The 16596-nt window shown below is 60.7% G+C and carries 21 protein-coding genes; 9 read left to right on the forward strand and 12 right to left on the reverse strand.

The window, feature by feature from the left end; all coding sequences use genetic code 11:
- Window positions 1-23: 23 nt before the first annotated feature.
- The 5 genes from fadA to ACIQAL_RS27185 all read left to right on the forward strand — a co-directional run bounded on the left by fadA (window position 24) and on the right by ACIQAL_RS27185 (window position 5231).
- Complete coding sequence (fadA, locus tag ACIQAL_RS27165; RefSeq protein ID WP_166597308.1) at window positions 24-1199, forward strand: acetyl-CoA C-acyltransferase FadA; 1176 nt, start codon at window positions 24-26, stop codon at window positions 1197-1199.
- Between the two features lie 103 nt (window positions 1200-1302).
- Complete coding sequence (locus ACIQAL_RS27170; protein ID WP_166597309.1) at window positions 1303-1539, forward strand: DUF1653 domain-containing protein; 237 nt, start codon at window positions 1303-1305, stop codon at window positions 1537-1539.
- 110 nt (window positions 1540-1649) lie between these two features.
- Complete coding sequence (gene topA, locus ACIQAL_RS27175; RefSeq protein ID WP_166597310.1) at window positions 1650-4253, forward strand: type I DNA topoisomerase; 2604 nt, start codon at window positions 1650-1652, stop codon at window positions 4251-4253.
- A 144-nt stretch (window positions 4254-4397) separates the two neighbouring features.
- Window positions 4398-4919: a DUF6586 family protein gene (locus tag ACIQAL_RS27180; RefSeq protein WP_401150840.1), complete on the forward strand. Its 522-nt coding sequence runs from the start codon at window positions 4398-4400 to the stop codon at window positions 4917-4919.
- Window positions 4920-4994: 75 nt separating this feature from the next.
- Complete coding sequence (locus tag ACIQAL_RS27185; protein WP_166597312.1) at window positions 4995-5231, forward strand: hypothetical protein; 237 nt, start codon at window positions 4995-4997, stop codon at window positions 5229-5231.
- 118 nt (window positions 5232-5349) lie between these two features.
- Here ACIQAL_RS27185 and sulA read toward each other — a convergent pair whose 3' ends face one another.
- Together sulA and lexA are read right to left on the reverse strand one after the other, a co-directional pair.
- Window positions 5350-5853, reverse strand: coding sequence for an SOS-induced cell division inhibitor SulA (gene sulA / locus ACIQAL_RS27190; RefSeq protein WP_401150843.1), 504 nt, complete (start codon window positions 5851-5853; stop codon window positions 5350-5352).
- Between the two features lie 11 nt (window positions 5854-5864).
- The gene (lexA, locus tag ACIQAL_RS27195) at window positions 5865-6473 is read right to left on the reverse strand and encodes a transcriptional repressor LexA (RefSeq protein WP_166597314.1); all 609 of its coding nucleotides are present in this window, start codon (window positions 6471-6473) and stop codon (window positions 5865-5867) included.
- Between the two features lie 252 nt (window positions 6474-6725).
- Here lexA and ACIQAL_RS27200 point away from each other — a divergent pair, with 252 nt between their 5' ends.
- From ACIQAL_RS27200 to ACIQAL_RS27210, 3 genes are all read left to right on the forward strand, one after another.
- On the forward strand, window positions 6726-7436 hold the full coding sequence (locus ACIQAL_RS27200) for a TetR family transcriptional regulator (protein ID WP_401150846.1): 711 nt from the start codon (window positions 6726-6728) through the stop codon (window positions 7434-7436).
- Window positions 7437-7538: 102 nt separating this feature from the next.
- Window positions 7539-8537 (forward strand): beta-N-acetylhexosaminidase, encoded by a 999-nt coding sequence (nagZ, locus tag ACIQAL_RS27205; protein ID WP_401151038.1) that lies wholly within the window; start codon window positions 7539-7541, stop codon window positions 8535-8537.
- Window positions 8538-8546: 9 nt separating this feature from the next.
- On the forward strand, window positions 8547-9287 hold the full coding sequence (locus tag ACIQAL_RS27210) for an S-methyl-5'-thioinosine phosphorylase (RefSeq protein WP_401150848.1): 741 nt from the start codon (window positions 8547-8549) through the stop codon (window positions 9285-9287).
- Window positions 9288-9323: 36 nt separating this feature from the next.
- Here the strand turns inward: ACIQAL_RS27210 and ACIQAL_RS27215 are convergent, their stop codons facing one another.
- A complete protein-coding gene (locus ACIQAL_RS27215; protein ID WP_401150851.1) occupies window positions 9324-9977 on the reverse strand; it encodes an HAD-IA family hydrolase in 654 nt (217 codons plus the stop codon).
- A 175-nt stretch (window positions 9978-10152) separates the two neighbouring features.
- On the opposite strand from ACIQAL_RS27215, the gene ACIQAL_RS27220 reads away from it, so the two are divergent.
- Window positions 10153-10884, forward strand: coding sequence for a tellurite resistance TerB family protein (locus tag ACIQAL_RS27220; RefSeq protein WP_401150853.1), 732 nt, complete (start codon window positions 10153-10155; stop codon window positions 10882-10884).
- A gap of 12 nt (window positions 10885-10896) precedes the next feature.
- On the opposite strand, the gene ACIQAL_RS27225 is transcribed toward ACIQAL_RS27220, so the two are convergent.
- The 9 genes from ACIQAL_RS27225 to ACIQAL_RS27265 form a co-directional block, all read right to left on the reverse strand.
- Complete coding sequence (locus ACIQAL_RS27225) at window positions 10897-11109, reverse strand: hypothetical protein (protein WP_401150855.1); 213 nt, start codon at window positions 11107-11109, stop codon at window positions 10897-10899.
- Between the two features lie 88 nt (window positions 11110-11197).
- Window positions 11198-11671 carry a periplasmic heavy metal sensor gene (locus ACIQAL_RS27230; protein WP_401150857.1) on the reverse strand — a complete coding sequence of 158 codons (474 nt, stop codon included), beginning with the start codon at window positions 11669-11671 and terminating at the stop codon, window positions 11198-11200.
- Window positions 11668-12102 carry a hypothetical protein gene (locus ACIQAL_RS27235; RefSeq protein ID WP_401150859.1) on the reverse strand — a complete coding sequence of 145 codons (435 nt, stop codon included), beginning with the start codon at window positions 12100-12102 and terminating at the stop codon, window positions 11668-11670. The genes ACIQAL_RS27230 and ACIQAL_RS27235 overlap by 4 nt, the downstream gene beginning before the upstream one ends.
- Entirely contained in the window at window positions 12092-12721 is a 630-nt protein-coding gene (locus ACIQAL_RS27240; protein WP_401150862.1) for an RNA polymerase sigma factor, read from the reverse strand. The genes ACIQAL_RS27235 and ACIQAL_RS27240 overlap by 11 nt, the downstream gene beginning before the upstream one ends.
- Window positions 12722-12823: 102 nt before the next feature.
- Window positions 12824-13144, reverse strand: a complete 321-nt coding sequence (locus ACIQAL_RS27245; protein WP_401150864.1) for a YXWGXW repeat-containing protein — start codon at window positions 13142-13144, stop codon at window positions 12824-12826.
- A gap of 332 nt (window positions 13145-13476) precedes the next feature.
- Window positions 13477-14421 (reverse strand): ABC transporter substrate-binding protein, encoded by a 945-nt coding sequence (locus tag ACIQAL_RS27250; RefSeq protein ID WP_401150867.1) that lies wholly within the window; start codon window positions 14419-14421, stop codon window positions 13477-13479.
- A gap of 105 nt (window positions 14422-14526) precedes the next feature.
- Window positions 14527-14673 (reverse strand): hypothetical protein, encoded by a 147-nt coding sequence (locus ACIQAL_RS27255; RefSeq protein ID WP_401150870.1) that lies wholly within the window; start codon window positions 14671-14673, stop codon window positions 14527-14529.
- 73 nt (window positions 14674-14746) lie between these two features.
- Window positions 14747-14971, reverse strand: a complete 225-nt coding sequence (locus tag ACIQAL_RS27260) for a DUF6555 family protein (RefSeq protein ID WP_062382299.1) — start codon at window positions 14969-14971, stop codon at window positions 14747-14749.
- 365 nt (window positions 14972-15336) lie between these two features.
- Window positions 15337-16482: an aldose epimerase family protein gene (locus ACIQAL_RS27265; RefSeq protein ID WP_401150873.1), complete on the reverse strand. Its 1146-nt coding sequence runs from the start codon at window positions 16480-16482 to the stop codon at window positions 15337-15339.
- Between the last annotated feature and the right edge of the window lie 114 nt (window positions 16483-16596).

Raw genomic sequence — 16596 nt, forward strand, 5'->3', positions numbered from 1 at the left:
GTGCCCAACGAACAGGTGAGAATATGAGCTTGAATCCGAGAGACGTCGTGATTGTCGACTTCGGTCGCACACCGATGGGCCGCTCCAAGGGTGGCATGCACCGCAATACCCGCGCCGAAGACATGTCGGCGCACCTGATCAGCAAACTGCTGGAGCGCAACAGCAAGGTTGACCCGGCAGAAGTCGAGGACGTGATCTGGGGCTGCGTCAACCAGACCCTGGAGCAGGGCTGGAACATCGCGCGCATGGCGTCGCTGATGACCCAGATTCCGCACACCTCGGCGGCACAAACCGTCAGCCGTCTGTGCGGCTCGTCGATGAGTGCGCTGCACACTGCGGCTCAGGCGATCATGAGCAACAACGGTGACGTCTTCGTCATCGGCGGGGTCGAGCACATGGGCCACGTCGGGATGATGCACGGTGTCGATCCCAACCCGCACATGTCGCTGTATGCCGCCAAGGCCTCGGGCATGATGGGCCTGACCGCTGAAATGCTCGGCAAGATGCACGGCATCACCCGTGAAGCTCAAGACGCGTTCGGCGTCCGTTCGCACCGTCTGGCCCATCAGGCGACCGTGGAAGGCAACTTCAAGGACGAAATCATCCCGATGCAAGGGTATGACGAGAACGGTTTCCTGAAGATGTACGACTTCGACGAAACCATTCGCCCAGAGACCACGCTGGAAAGCCTGGCCGCCCTGAAGCCTGCGTTCAATCCGAAAGGCGGCACTGTGACAGCGGGTACGTCGTCGCAGATCACCGACGGCGCATCGTGCATGATCGTCATGTCCGGTCAGCGCGCGATGGACCTCGGCATTCAGCCGATGGCGGTGATCCGTTCCATGGCCGTGGCGGGTGTGGACCCGGCGATCATGGGTTACGGCCCGGTTCCAGCGACCCAGAAAGCGCTCAAGCGCGCGGGTCTGAGCATCGCTGACATCGACTACTTCGAACTCAACGAAGCCTTCGCCGCCCAAGCCTTGCCGGTACTGAAAGATTTGAAAGTGCTCGACAAGATGGACCAGAAGGTTAACCTGCACGGCGGCGCCATCGCCTTGGGTCACCCGTTTGGTTGCTCGGGGGCGCGGATTTCCGGCACCTTGCTCAATGTGATGAAGCAGAAGGGCGGCACCTTGGGTGTGGCCACGATGTGTATTGGTCTCGGCCAGGGCATCACAACGGTGTTCGAACGCGTTTAATCGGCATGAGTGTTCAAGCCGGGGCCACGTGCCCCGGCTTTTGTGTTTTTCAGGAAATGTTTTTTTTGAAGTTTTTTTCGCGTCCGTTCGAGAGGTCCACAGCATGCCGTTGAAGCCAGGTCTCTACCGTCATTACAAAGGCCCCGAGTACCGTGTATTCGGTGTCGCGAAGCATTCTGAGACCGAAGAAGAAGTCGTGTTTTATCAGGCGCTGTATGGTGAATACGGCCTTTGGGTTCGTCCTTTGACGATGTTTCTGGAGTCAGTCGAGGTTGACGGCGAGCACGTGCCACGCTTTGCTTTGGTCACGGCCGAACCTGACCTTTTTTCAAGGTCGTAAGGCGAGACCTTGCAGTAGCCTCTGCTTGACCTCACCTTGTAGCCACTATATATAGCGGGGCCTCGACGGCTCTGACGTCTTTTTTTCTCGCATTAGGAATTTTCCGATCCATGGGCAAATCGCTGGTCATTGTGGAATCCCCGGCTAAGGCCAAGACCATCAACAAGTATCTGGGCAGCCAGTACGTGGTGAAGTCGAGTATCGGCCATATCCGAGACCTGCCCACCAGCGGTTCGGCTAGCGCTGCGAAAGAACCTGCCGCCAAAAAGGGCAAGACAGCTTCCGAAGCGCCTGCATTGACGCCCAAGGAAAAGGCCAAGCGCCAGCTCGTGGCTCGCATGGGCGTCGATCCGGAGCATGGCTGGAAAGCCAAGTACGAGATCTTGCCTGGCAAGGAAAAGGTGATCGACGAGCTGCGCCGCCTGGCCAAAGATGCCGACACCATCTATCTCGCGACGGACTTGGACCGCGAAGGGGAAGCCATTGCCTGGCACCTGCGCGAAGCCATCGGCGGTGACGACGAGCGCTACAAGCGCGTGGTGTTCAACGAAATCACCAAGAAAGCCATTCAGGAAGCGTTCTCCAAGCCGGGCGAGCTGGACATCGACCGCGTCAACGCCCAGCAGGCCCGCCGTTTCCTCGACCGCGTCGTGGGTTACATGGTCTCGCCGCTGCTCTGGCAGAAGATTGCCCGTGGTCTGTCTGCCGGCCGTGTCCAGTCCGTGGCCGTGAAACTGGTGGTGGAGCGTGAGCGCGAAATCCGTGCGTTCAACCCGGAAGAATATTGGGAAGTGCACGCCGACCTCGGCACCGCGAAAGGCGCCAACGTGCGTTTCGAAGTGGCGCGGGAAAACGGCGAGGCCTTCAAGCCGCTGAACGAAGCGCAGGCCATGGCCGCGCTGGAAAAGCTCAAGGCGTCTGCCTACAAGATCGCCAAGCGTGAGGACAAACCGACCAGCAGCAAGCCGTCGGCGCCGTTCATCACGTCCACGCTGCAACAGGCCGCGAGCAACCGCTTGGGCTACGGCGTGAAGAAAACCATGATGATGGCCCAGCGTTTGTACGAAGCGGGTTACATCACGTACATGCGTACCGACTCGACCAACCTGTCGGCCGACGCCGTGGCCATGGCCCGCACCTACATTGAAACCGAGTTCGGCAAGAAGTACCTGCCGGACGCGCCGATCGTCTACAGCAGCAAGGAAGGTGCACAAGAGGCTCACGAAGCGATTCGTCCTTCCGACGTCAACACCCATCCGAGCAAGCTGACTGGCATGGAACGCGATGCCGAGCGTCTGTACGAGTTGATCTGGCGCCAGTTCGTGGCCTGCCAGATGCCGCCTGCGCAATACCTGTCCACCACTGTCAGCGTGGCGGCGAGTGAGTTCGAACTGCGCGCCAAGGGCCGCATTCTCAAGTTCGACGGTTACACCCGTGTGCTGCCGCAGATGAGCAAGCCGGGCGATGATGACGTGCTGCCAGACATGGCTCAGGGCGACGTGATGAAGCTGATCAAGCTCGACCCGAGCCAGCACTTCACCAAGCCGCCTGCGCGCTATTCGGAAGCGAGCCTGGTCAAGGAGATGGAAAAACGCGGTATCGGTCGTCCGTCGACTTACGCGGCGATCATCTCGACGATTCAAGACCGTGGCTACGTGGCGCTGCACAACCGCCGCTTCTACTCCGAGAAGATGGGCGACATCGTCACTGAGCGCCTGTCCGAGAGCTTCTCCAACCTGATGGACTACGGCTTCACCGCCGGCATGGAAGAGAACCTCGATGATGTGGCCCAGGGCGAGCGTGACTGGAAAAACGTGCTCGACGAGTTCTATGGCGACTTCAAGAAGAAGCTGGAAGTGGCCGAAGCCACGGGCAGCGGCATGCGGGCCAACGAGCCGGTGATGACCGATATCCCGTGCAAGGTTTGCGGCCGTCCGATGCAGATTCGTACCGCGTCCACGGGCGTTTTCCTCGGTTGCTCGGGCTACAGCCTGCCGCCGAAAGAGCGCTGCAAGGCCACGGTCAACCTGACGCCGGGCGACGAAATCGCCGAAGACGACGAAGGTGAATCGGAATCCCGCGTGTTGCGTGGCAAGCACCGCTGCCCGATCTGCAGCACGGCGATGGATGCCTACCTGCTCGACGAGAAACGCAAACTGCACATCTGCGGCAACAACCCGGATTGCGCAGGCTACGAGATCGAGGAGGGCACCTACCGCATCAAGGGCTATGAAGGCCCGAGCGTCGAGTGCGACAAGTGTGGCGGCGAGATGCAGCTCAAGACCGGCCGTTTCGGCAAGTTCTTCGGCTGCACCAATTGCAAGAACACCCGCAAGCTGCTGAAAAGCGGCGAAGCGGCGCCACCGAAAATGGACCCGGTGAAAATGCCGGAGCTGAAGTGCGAGAAGGTGGACGACACCTACATTCTGCGCGACGGCGCGTCGGGGCTGTTCCTGGCCGCCAGCCAGTTCCCGAAAAACCGCGAGACCCGAGCGCCGCTGGTGCTGGAAATCGTGCCGCACAAGTCCGAGATCGATCCGAAGTATCACTTCCTGTGCGAAGCCCCGCAGAAAGACCCTGATGGCCGTCCGGCGGTGATTCGTTACAGCCGTAAGTCCAAGGAGCAGTATGTGCAGACCGAAGTGGAAGGCAAGCCGACCGGCTGGCGTGCCTTCTACGACGGCGGCAAGTGGAAGGTCGAAGACAAGCGTTGATCGCTCGCGTGTGAGCTGCTAACGCGGCTGGCAAGCGCCCGCGCTTTGCGTTAAAAGAATCCCTCGGTGGCCGGCCTGCGCATCGAGGGATTTTTTTCCTTGGCGGATTCGTTACAACACTTTATCGATGGGGAGACCACTGACATGGCTCACGAACTCTATACCCGCACCAACCAGAAGCTGTTCTTTGCAGGCTTGGCACTGGAATCCATGGCCAAGGCGAAAGAAAGCCGCGCCATGAACGCCCAAGGGCTTGAGCAGGCGGAACGCGAGTCGGCGATCTTTCATCTCTATGGTGCGCTGCTGGGTTTGTGCCATGAAATTGCGGGTTTCTATCGCCTGCCCAACGCCAACACGGCCCGCGCCGAGGACTTGCTCACCCCTCAAGTCCTGGAAGCCATCGCAATCCCTGAAATGGGTGAGTTGGTGGAATTGGCTCAGCAGCGCGAAACCTGGCTGGCGCAACTGCTGGCGTCTTACAACGCCCTGTTTCAGCCGCCTCGCGCGCCAAAAAAGCCCAAAGGCGACGTGACCCAGCCGTTGATCATTTCCGTGGGTGCCGAAGACGAAGTCGAGCCCGAACTGACTCGCGAAGAAATGGAAAGCTGGCGCCAACAGCTGAAAAGCCTGGCGATTCGATTCCGTGTAGGGCTGAGCGAGTGTTAAGGCATTGTGATCGGTGGGCTAGGGCCTGAGTCATCAGGCTGTTACAATGCCCGCCTTTCGTGGAGAACTGTCCTGATGCCAACCTCTTTTCTGGAAATTGTAGAACTGCCTGACGGCCGCATTGAGCTGCGCCGCGCCGAAGATGAAGGGTCGCTGGTGACCTTGAATTTCTCTGAGGACGCCAAGGCATTTCTGCATGGCCAACACGTCGAAGTCGCCAAGGCGATGCTCAGCGTGGGCGTGCAAATGGCCGGTCGCCTGGCCGAAGGCGAACTGACCAAAGAAGAAGAGGGGCCTCGCGTCCTGCACTGATCCTGTTCTGGATCAGCCTCGTATTACCCTTTCTGCTGGCTTCTCTGTTTGACGAGAGGCCCGGCGTGTGCCTGTTTCCGACGGTTACGCCCGTACCGATCAGCTCAGGCGAGTAGCCTCAGCCCAGGCGAATATTCAAACTCTGCGCATCCCCGACACGCGCTGCGCTGATCAATTGCTGGCGCGCGGTGCTCGGCAGCGGGTTGATCCAGCTCACAACGGTATGGCTGCGGCCCAGTCGCAAGGCTTCCCGTGTCAGCTCCAGCGCGCTTTGCGTGCCTCTCGGGTGCATCAGGATAATGCGTTCCCGGTTCAGACCCGCGTCTCGCAGCCAGGCTTGTGTCACGCTCGACGGTGGCGCGATCAGCGTCAGCCAGCGATCGTTTCGGTCCTGGCTCAGGTCGCGCAAGATCGGCGCGAGGAGGTTCAGGCAGTTTCCGGCAGCGCCGCGCAACGACAATTCACTGAAGACTTCGGGTTCGTTGCTCCACGGGGCCTCAACGACGTCGTCGAGAACCGGAATCTGGAGCAGCGGCACGTCGAGCAGCGGCATGGCAGGGGCCATGAAGGCTTCGAACAGCGGCAGTTGTGCATGTTGTTGCGGTGTCTGTGGGAACTGCATAAACGTTCTCCTTAGCGGCGAATCACGCCGACGCTCAGCCCTTCGATGACCAGGTCCTGATCTTTCAGGTTGACTTCGATGGGGGCGAATTCAGGGTTTTCAGCGATCAGCCAGACTTTGTTGCCTTCCCGCTTGAAGCGTTTGACGGTCACTTCATCGCCGATCCGGGCCACGACGATCTGGCCGTTGCGGGCTTCGCGGGTGGTGTGAACGGCCAGCAGGTCGCCGTCGAGAATGCCGACGTCCTTCATGCTCATGCCGTGAACACGCAACAGATAGTCGGCACTCGGATGAAAGAAGGCGGGGTTGATGGCCAGGGATTCTTCGATGTGCTGCTGGGCGAGGATAGGGGCACCTGCGGCAACACGACCGATGATAGGCAGGCCGCTGTCGTCTGCCTTGGCTTCGAAGCCAGGAATGCGAATGCCACGGGACGCGCCCGGGGTCATTTCGATGGCGCCTTTGCGGGCCAAGGCCTTGAGGTGTTCTTCAGCGGCGTTGGGGGATTTGAACCCCAGTTCCTGAGCGATTTCCGCACGGGTAGGCGGGTAGCCGTTGTCTTCCAGACAGCGTTTGATGAAGTCCAGGATTTCAGCTTGGCGTGACGTCAGTTTGATCATGTGAATCGCTCTGTCTTTTTATACAGTGACTGGGATTATATACAGTGATCGCGTCTTGGCAATCATCCTTTTCACGCGGCTTGACCGACCGTCGCCGAGAGAACGGATCCGCCGGGCGGGAATGATGGCTTGGGGCCGCGATATATATGATTAAATGCCGTGACTGATCAGACAGAAAACGAACAGCCGAGGGTTGACAGCCTGACGGCTGAAACGTATGTTTCAAACAAGTGTTTGTCAGGCGAAGAACCCATGGCTCAGTCGGAAACAGTTGAACGAATTCTGGATGCTGCGGAGCAGCTGTTTGCGGAGAAAGGGTTTGCCGAAACCTCGCTGCGGCTGATCACCAGCAAGGCATCGGTCAATCTGGCGGCGGTGAATTATCACTTCGGTTCCAAGAAGGCGCTGATTCAGGCCGTGTTCTCGCGCTTTCTAGGGCCGTTCTGCGCCAGCCTCGACAAGGAGCTGGAACGTCGGCAAGCCAAGCCAGAACACAAGCCCACCCTTGAAGAGTTGCTGGAAATTCTCGTCGAGCAAGCGCTGGTGGTGCAACCCCGAAGCGGCAATGATTTGTCGATTTTCATGCGCCTGCTGGGCTTGGCGTTCAGTCAGAGCCAAGGCCACCTGCGGCGTTATCTTGAAGACATGTACGGCAAGGTGTTCCGCCGCTACATGGTTCTGGTCAACGAAGCCGCCCCCCGTATTCCTCCCATCGAATTGTTCTGGCGCGTGCACTTCATGCTCGGCGCGGCCGCGTTCAGTATGTCCGGCATCAAAGCACTGCGGGCGATTGCCGAGACCGACTTCGGTATCAACACCTCGATTGAGCAGGTCATGCGTTTGATGGTGCCGTTCCTGGCAGCCGGCATGCGTGCCGAAACCGGTGTCACCGACGCGGCGATGATCAGCGCACAGCTCAAGCCCCGCAGCAAAAGTTCGGCCCCGGCGCCCGCCAAGGTCTGATTCCCGCCTCACCGGGTGCCGTGCATTTGCATCGCACCCGACGATCCCGCACCATGCCGCATTGGGCAATGGTTGTTGAAGGATCTTTCTATGCATTCTGGCCTGCATGGCTCCCTGATGGTGGATATCGCCGGTACCTGGCTGACTTCCGAAGACCGTCAGTTTCTGCGTCAGCCCGAAGTGGGCGGCCTGATCATTTTCGCGCGCAACATCGAGAGTCCACGGCAGGTCCGTGAGCTGAGCGCGTCCATTCGTGCGATTCGTCCTGACCTGTTGTTGGCAGTCGATCAGGAAGGCGGGCGGGTTCAACGTCTGCGGCAGGGTTTCGTCCGTTTGCCTGCGATGCGGGCGATTGCGGACAACCCGAATGCCGAATTCCTCGCCGAGCAATGCGGCTGGCTGATGGCGACCGAAGTGTTGGCGGTCGGGCTCGACCTGAGTTTCGCGCCGGTGCTGGACCTGGATTATCGGCGCAGTGCCGTGGTGGGCAGTCGTGCGTTCGAAGGTGATCCGGAGCGTGCAGCGCTGTTGGCTGGCGCTTTCATCAAGGGCATGAACGACGCGGGCATGGCGGCGACCGGCAAACATTTCCCTGGCCACGGTTGGGCAGAAGCCGACTCTCACGTCGCGATTCCCACCGACGAGCGCAGTCTTGAGACCCTGCGAGCCAGCGACCTGGTGCCGTTCGCTCGTCTCAGCAAACAACTGGCGGCCGTGATGCCCGCTCACGTCATTTACCCGCAAATCGACAATCAACCCGCTGGCTTTTCACGCCGCTGGTTGCAGGACATTCTGCGCGGCGAGCTGGGCTTTGACGGGGTGATTTTCAGCGATGACCTGTCCATGGCAGGTGCGCATGTGGTGGGCGACGCCGCGAGCCGCATCGAAGCGGCACTGACCGCAGGCTGTGACATGGGGCTGGTGTGCAACGACCGGGCGGCCGCCGAGCTGGCACTGAGCGCTGCTCAACGGATGAAGATCACGCCACACGCCCGTATCGCCCGCATGCGCGGTCAGGGCCTGGCCACTACCGAATACCGTCACCACCCACGCTGGCTCGCGGCGCTGACAGCGTTGCGTGCGGCTCAACTGATCGACTGAGGATTGGCCATGACGGTTTACGCGATCATCGGCGGCACGGGGCTGGCGCAACTGGAGGGCCTGACGATTCGTCAGTCTCTGGCCATGAGCACGCCCTATGGCGAGCCATCGGGCGAGGTTCAGCTGGGCGAGTTTGGCGGGCGAGAAGTGATGTTTCTTGCTCGTCACGGCCATCCTCATCGTCTGCCGCCGCACAAGGTCAACTACCGCGCCAACCTGTGGGCGTTGAAGCAGGCCGGGGCGCAGGCGATTCTGGCGGTCAACGCGGTGGGCGGTATCAACGCTGACATGGGCACGGGCCATTTCTGCGTGCCCCATGATCTGGTGGACTACACCAGTGGTCGTGAGCACACCTATTTTGCCGATGATCTGGAGCGGGTCACCCACATCGATTTCACCCAGCCGTACAGCCAGGCGCTGCGCGAGCGGTTGATCGATGCGTTGAAAGCCGAAGGCAGCCCGTTCAGCGATTACGGTGTCTATGGCTGCACTCAGGGTCCACGGCTGGAAACCGCTGCTGAAATCTTGCGGCTGGAGCGCGACGGCTGTGACATCGTCGGGATGACCGGCATGCCCGAGGCCGCGCTCGCGCGCGAGCTTGAGCTGAATTACGCCTGCCTCGCGCTGGTGGTGAACCCCGCAGCGGGCAAATCGTCCTCCGTGATCACCATGGCTGAGATTGATCAGGCCCTGCAAAACGGCATCGGCACGGTCAAGTCGGTGCTGACGCGGGTTTTGAACGCGGCTTGATGCTGGATGCAGATGGGCGCCCGCAATGGGCGTCTGTCATTGCGGCTTCAGTGTCAGCCATCCCTGATCGGTGATGGAGACGGTGTAAGCGTCGTAGCTGGTCAGGCCCGGATGCGGCGTCTCGATCACATGCTTGTGAGTCGCGGTGATCACCATGACCTTTGCTCCGGCGGCTTCGGCTGCAGCAATTCCGGCCGGCGCATCTTCAAACACCAAACAATCCTCAGGTTTCACCCCCAGTTTCTTCGCCGCCAGTTGAAAGCAGTCCGGCGCCGGTTTGCCATGCTCCACGTCCTCGGCTGAAACCATGATGTCGGGCAAAGGCAAGCCCGCTGCCTGAATCCGGCGTTCGGCCAGCAGACGCGGCGCGGACGTCACCACCGCCCAGCGGTCAGGCGGCAGTGCCGCGAGGAATCGCGCGGCACCCTCGATGGACACCACGCCTTCAACGTCGTCGGTTTCCATCTGGGCCAGCCGTTCGGCTTCGCGCTCAGGGTCCACGCCCGGCAGGTTAAGCCGACGCAGGGTGTCGATGCAGCGCACGCCATGAATGGTCGACAGCAGTTCCTCGACATCCAGCCCTTTGCTCACGGCCCATTGGGTCCAGACCCGTTCCGCTGCGGCGATAGAGTTGGTGAGCGTGCCGTCCATGTCGAACAGAAAGGCGGCGAATGTGTGGGTGTCCTGCATGCCTTGGGCTCCTTCAAGCGTCGAGAAGGAGGCGATGCTAACACGCGTCTTTTGAGGCAATGGCGGTCCATAAATTTTTTCTGAAGACGGTGTCGGCCAGACGGTCATGCCGGCCCGTCGTCTGAGGGCTATGGTTGGGATTCAGGCGTGACATGTCTCGGATGAGGAACTGCACATGAACACCAGCGATTTGCTGGAACAACTTTTGCGCGCCAGTCAGGGGTCGGCGACGCAGCAACGTGGCAACGAAACAGGGCAAGGCGGGCTGGGCGGATTACTGGGCGGTCTGTTGGGTGGCCGCTCAGGCGGTGCGAGCGCTGGCGGTGGGCTGGGCGGACTCGGCGGTCTATTGGGCGGCTTGCTCGGCGGCGGAGGGCTGGCGGGCAGAACCGCCGGTGGCGCACAGACGCGGTCGGGTTCGAACAATTACGCGATGTTGGCGTCTCTCGGCATGATGGCGTTTCAGGCCTACCAGACGTGGCAGCGGCAACAGGCATCCGCGCCACAGGAGGCACCGCGCACGGTCGATCAATTGGCCGGGCCGGAAGCTGAGGATCACAGCCATGCCATCCTGCGTGCCCTGATCGCAGCCGCCAAGGCTGACGGCACTATCGACGAGCACGAGCAGGACATGATCCGCAAGGAAATCGCCCGCCATGCCGACGACCCGCAGTTGCAGCAGTGGCTGGACGCAGAAGTCGCCAAGCCATTGGACGCTGCCGAAGTCGCCCAGGCCGCTGATGGCGAGCCAGGGATGGCCGCTGAAATGTACCTGGCCAGTGTGCTACTGGTGGACGATCAACAAGACGCCGAGCGCAATTACCTCGACGAGTTGGCCGCCGCGCTCAGCATCGATCCTCAGCTCCAGTTGCACCTGGAGCAACAAGCCAAAGGCGTACCAGCCTGAGCCCTGTCAGCCCTAATACCTGCGCCAGTGACCCGGCACCCACAACCATTGATTGCCGGCCCAGCGATAGTGTCCGCCGACCCATTGCGCGCCGGGGGCGGGCATGACGGGCACGACTTCAACGGGCGGAGGCGGACGACGCGGGTGAGGGCGTTCGATGACGCAGCCCGACAGTGACAGCGTCACGGCCACGGCCAGCAGAGCGGCTTTGGTTTTGCGCAGCATGTGAAATCCTTGATCCAGCGTGCCTTCGACCGATTGACGAGGCGTTCAAGGGTTTAACGCGGCTGGCAGGAAAATCCGTCGCTGTCAGTCAGTCTTTTATCGCATCGTCCGTTTTGCCTTGACGTCGGGCGGTCATGGCATCGGCGAGAACGTTGCGCTGGTCGGGAGGCAGGCTTGCCGCAAAATCGGCGAGGGTGGCATCCACGCGGGTGCGCAGGGTGATGTCGGCGGTTCGCGCACGATCCAGGTCCGTATCCAGTGCATCGCGGTCGAGTGACGGTGCTTTCAAGCGCTGGATGACGTCCCGGTGGGCATCGCGGCTCGCCATGATCAACGGCTGATTGTCGGCGCGGGTCTCGCGCAGCATCTGACGCAGTTGATGGCGGCGTTCCTGGGGCAGATGGGCCATCGCCTGACGCAAGCCGTGTTGCACGACGGCGGGTACGGGACGTGGATGTTGCGACCACTGATACAGCCCGCCCACCACGCCGCCCACCAGAAACACATTGGCGAGCAACGATGCAATCAGCAGGCCTTTCAGACGTTGCGGGGACTGGCTCATTCTTCGCTCTCTTCGGTATCAATGCCGATCATCAGCGCCGTGTCGCCCTGATCGAACACACTCGGCAGCAGCTCTTGCGAACCGGACAGCGGCAGGCTCAGGGACGCCACCAGCATGCCTGCCGCAACACCGGCCAGGCCGACGCCCACGAAACCCAGGCTCGACAGCCAGTCGGCGTAGCGTTGCCAAAACGAGGGGCGCTCCACTCGCCGGGCCGAGGCCATGACGTCGTGCATCAATGCCGCGTCCGGAACCGCAGGCAGATGAAGGTCAAGGCGATGGTCGAGCCATGCGGCCTGTTGCAATGCGGCCTGCACGCTTTCATCACCGTGGGCAATCAGTGCTCGCGCAGAGTCGCGCTCATCGGCGGGCCAGTGTCTGAGGTCGGCCCCGTAGGCCTCGGTCAGATAAGCAAAGCGTTCAGGCGTCATGGCGTTTCTCTCCTTGAAGTGGGCTGCCTTGAGGTGAGCCGGGGCGGTTAGCGGTACGCGAATCGGCACCCTCAGCCTCGGTCAAGTAACGGCGCAGGTTGCGCCTCGCTCGGGACAGCAGGCTTTCGAGTGCGTCGATGCTGATGTCCATGAGCGCCGCCGCTTCGATGTTCGAAAGCTCTTGGTAATACTGCAACACGATGGCCTCGCGCTGGCGGTCCGGCAAGGCTGCCAGCGCTGCGCTCATCAAGGCGCTCTGCGCGTCGGTCTCCACCTGTTCGTCAGCGCCGGGCGAAGGATCGGTCATTTCCTGCAACAGCCTTTCATCGTCCAGCGGCTGTTCCTTGCGGCGCCGCAGCCGGTCGTAGCACAGGTTCAGCGTGACGCGGTGCAGCCAGGTGTCGAACCGCGCCTGTCCACTGCGCCAACTGGCAGCCGCTTTCCAGAGCTTGATGAAGCTTTCCTGCGTCACGTCGCGGGCTTCGTCAGCATCGCCCAGTAAACGGCTGGCGAGTGCCAGCAGGCGCGGGAGCTTACGCGACACCATCTCATTGACGGCTTCCGGTTCGTTGTTGCCGATGCGGGTCAACAGCTCGATGTCCGGATCAGTGTCTTTCAATACGGCGTGTCTCGACAGGTCGTGGGGCTGCCAATCCCAAGCGGGAGCGACGGGGAGGGCCTGAAATAGCCTGTCATCTCAGACCACAGCCCCGTCAGTGGTTCAGCGCAGCCAGCGACCTTCTATCCAATACCAGTTCGGGCCACGGGCTTCCCAGTGTCCCGGCTGCCAGCGTCCGTTATGACGCATCGGTTGCCAGTGCCCCGGCACCCAAACGTAGCCGCGTCCCTGCCAGCACCAGTGGCCCTGATCCCACGCATAGCCAGGCCGAGCGACGGGGACGGGCTCCATGCGCACAGGCGGGGGCGCCTCACGAATGATGATTTCTTCACGGGCGTAGGTCGGGGTGCTGGCCAAGGCAGCGAGGGCGACCGGGAGGATCAAGGCATAGCGTAACTTCGCCAGAGATCGTGCTGCTCTCATGACAACTCCTTCAAACCTGTACCCGGTGCGGGTGCAGTTGAAGGGTTAAACGGCGTGGGTAAGGAAATCCGTCGCACAAAAAACACATTTTTTTGCCGTACCAAGAAGCGGTGCCAGGGACACGGTGGGCGCCCCGTTTGAACGAGGAGCTACGCTCGGAAGCCCCTGAAAGTCAACGGCATTTCGTTCAAAAAGTTGTCCACGGAAAGCGTGAATATCTCTGTGGATAACTGGCTGTAAGCCCTTAAAGGCAAGGGCTTACTCGCAATGGTCGTTTAATGATCAGTTCTTTCAATGGCACTGATGCAGTGCGCCAATGGTCAGGTCGCGCCTCAGTGAAAGGCGGCGCTAAACGACGTGTCGATCACGCTGCGTGTGTCGAACGGCTTGGGCAGCGCGCCGGTTTGCACGAGGAAATCAGCGGTGCCTTGATAATCTTTCGCCGCGCCATCGTCCACCGGTCCGACGCTCATGTCAGCCTGGCCGATCCAGTGGCGTGACACCGCCTGATCCAGATTGGCTTTCTTCGCCCACAGGTCCGCGTAGGCCTCCTTGTTGGCCTGCACCCATGCGCGGGCTTTCTGCAATCGGCCCAGGAAGTCGCTGATCGCGGCGCGCTTGGGTTCTATGGCGTTGGCATTCGCCGCGATGCTCGACAGCCCCGGCATCAGGCCACGTGCCGTGATGATGGGACGCGCACCGGAGAACACCTGTTGCTGCGAGATGTACGGTTCCCACACCGGGAACGCATCGATGCTGCCTTGGGGTAAGGCTGCGGCGGCGTCAATCGGCATCAGCTTGACGAATTCTACGTAATCTTTGGGCAAACCCGCTTTTTCCAGCGCGCGCAACGTCAGTTGCTGGCTCCAGGCCCCGGGCCAGTAAGCGACCTTCTTGCCTTTCAGGTCCTGAATGGTTTTCGCTGGAGAGTCCTTGGGCACCAGCAGGGCGATGGTGTCGGGGTTTTGTCGGGATACGCCGATCAGCTTGACCGGTGCACCTTTCGCGGCGAGGAAGATGAAGCCTGAGTCGCCCAGGAAGCCCAGGTCGAGGGCGCCTGCCTCCAGGCCTTCAGCCACCGGGGCGGCGGATTGGAAATGTTTCCATTCCACGGTGTAAGGCGCGTCCTTGAGGACGCCGGAAGCCTCCACCGAAGCGCGGACGTTGTAATAATTCTGATCGCCTACGACCAGGGTGACGGGCGTGGCGGCGTGGGCGAACGGGGTTAACAAGGCCAGGGATGCCAGGCTGCGACGCAGGAAACGGGACAGGGTCATTGCGGTGTCTCGATGTCGTCGATCAGGTGAGGTGGTGTCGACGTTGAAAGAGGAAGCGCTCAAGATCGTCCTGAACGTGGACTGGGGATTGCAGGGGCTGTGCCATCACGGGGTGCCATCGTCGCCCGATACAATTAGCCGGTTCAGCGCCTTGGCGAGACAGGGTGATTGAGGCGGGAAGGGGTTCCGGGCCAAGGGCTGCATCACGAGCAGCAAGCTGTTGATGCGCTGTTGCTCGGTCAACATAGGCATGGGCGGACCCTTCAAAAAAAACCGCCGAAACCCGAAGGCCGGCGGCACCGATTTTCAGCGAATGGGACGCGAATCAGGACTCCGCCCATTCCACGTCAGTCAACCCGAGTTGTTCAGCCTTGGGCTTGCTGACTTTCGGCACCTTGTCCGAACGGTATTTGGGTATTTGCCCGAATCCTGCGTCCACCGACGCCCAATGCCAGGCGGATGCGTTGTCCATGGCTTCGGCGCTGATGTAGAAGCTTTTGTACTTGCCATGCAGCAGGTAATCGATTCTGAAATGCTTGTACTGTGCCACGCTTGCAAACCTCCCTATCAGTCGCTCACATCTCCTTGAGTCAGATCTTTCGGGAAAATTCAGTCGGATTATTCCTTTCGTTGCCAAACGGTTACGCGTGGTACAGAAGGGTGATTCGGAGCTTGCAGATGTGGACGAATGGATGGGTTGAGGGGCATTTCAAAGTCGGTGCAGCGGATGTGCCGGTCGCAGATCCTGGCACCGCCGAGGTCACTGTGGGAGATGCCGGAGGGACGACGGCAGCGAAGCGGTGGGTCAGTTTGCAGACGCGTGTCTGACCCACCGCAATCGCTGCTGTCGTAACCTCCGGCGTCTCCCACAGGATTTGGACCAGGCCTCAGGTCATGCAGTGTCTGACGTGAGGGCTACTTGCTGGAAAACCTGAACACCGTCGTCTGAGTGTACGCCTTGCCCGGATCGAGCCGTGTGGACGGGAAGTTCGGCTGGTTCGGGGAGTCCGGGAAGTGTTGGGTCTCAAGGGTGAAAGCGCCCCAGTGCGGGTAAATCTTGCCAGCCTTGCCTTTGACCGTGCCGTCGAGGAAGTTGCCGGTGTAGAGCTGCACGCCCGGCTCGGTGGTGAACAACTCCAGACGGCGTCCCGATTTCGGATCAACCACGTCGGCCGCCAGATTCGACAACTTGCCTTTGTTATCCAGCACCCAGTTGTGGTCGTAGCCGCCTTGAGTCGGTTCGGCGAATTTCAGTTGCTGGTTGTCCTCACGAATGCGCTTGCCAAATGCGACCGGCTTGAGGAAGTCCAGCGGGGTGCCGGTCACGGTGGGCAGTTCGCCCGTCGGGATCAGCTTTTCAGTGACCGGTGTGTAATGACTGGCATGAACAATGGCGACCTGATCAAGCACGTCGCCATTGCCCGCACCCGCAAGGTTGAAGTAGCTGTGGTTGGTCAGGTTCAGCACCGTTGGTTTGTCGGTGGTGGCGTGGTACTGAATGCGCAGTTCGTTCTTTTCGTTGAGGCTGTAGGTCACTTCGGTTTTCAACGTCCCCGGAAAACCCATCTCGCCGTCAGCCGAAACATAGGTCAGCTTGACGCCTACCCAGCCCTTGTCCTTGATCTGCTCGGCTTTCCAGATTTGCTTGTCGAACCCTTTCGTTCCCCCGTGCAGCGCATTCGTCTTGTCGTTCTGCGGGACTTGGTAGCTCTTGCCGTCGAGGGTGAATTTGCCGTCGGCCAGGCGATTGCCGAAGCGGCCGATGGTGGCGCCGAAATACGCCGTACCGTTGAGGTAGCCGTCGATGTCGTCGAAACCGAGGACCACGTCTTCGGTCTTGCCGTGCTTGTCCGGAATCAGCAGCGATTGCAGTGTGCCGCCGTAGGTCAGCACAGTGGCCTGCATGCCAAGGCTGTTGCGCAACACGTATTTTTCGACAGAGGTGCCGTCTGGCAGTTTGCCGAATGCGGCGTGTTCGGCCGTGAGCCCGGCGCCTGCGTGGGCTTGAAGGGCAGAGACCAGCAGGGTCAGTCCGATAGCAGGGATAAGCGTCTTCCTCATTGCGTCGTTCCTTTTTTGTTTTAGAAGCAGGGGAGGGAGTGGCGAGCTTCGAGCGGCAAGCGGCGAGCGAGTCGACACGCCATCCGATAGAAATCTCAATTGAGTATTGGTATG

This window comes from Pseudomonas sp. NPDC088368 (genome assembly GCF_044753445.1).
Classification (GTDB): Bacteria; Pseudomonadota; Gammaproteobacteria; order Pseudomonadales; family Pseudomonadaceae; genus Aquipseudomonas; species Aquipseudomonas bambusae.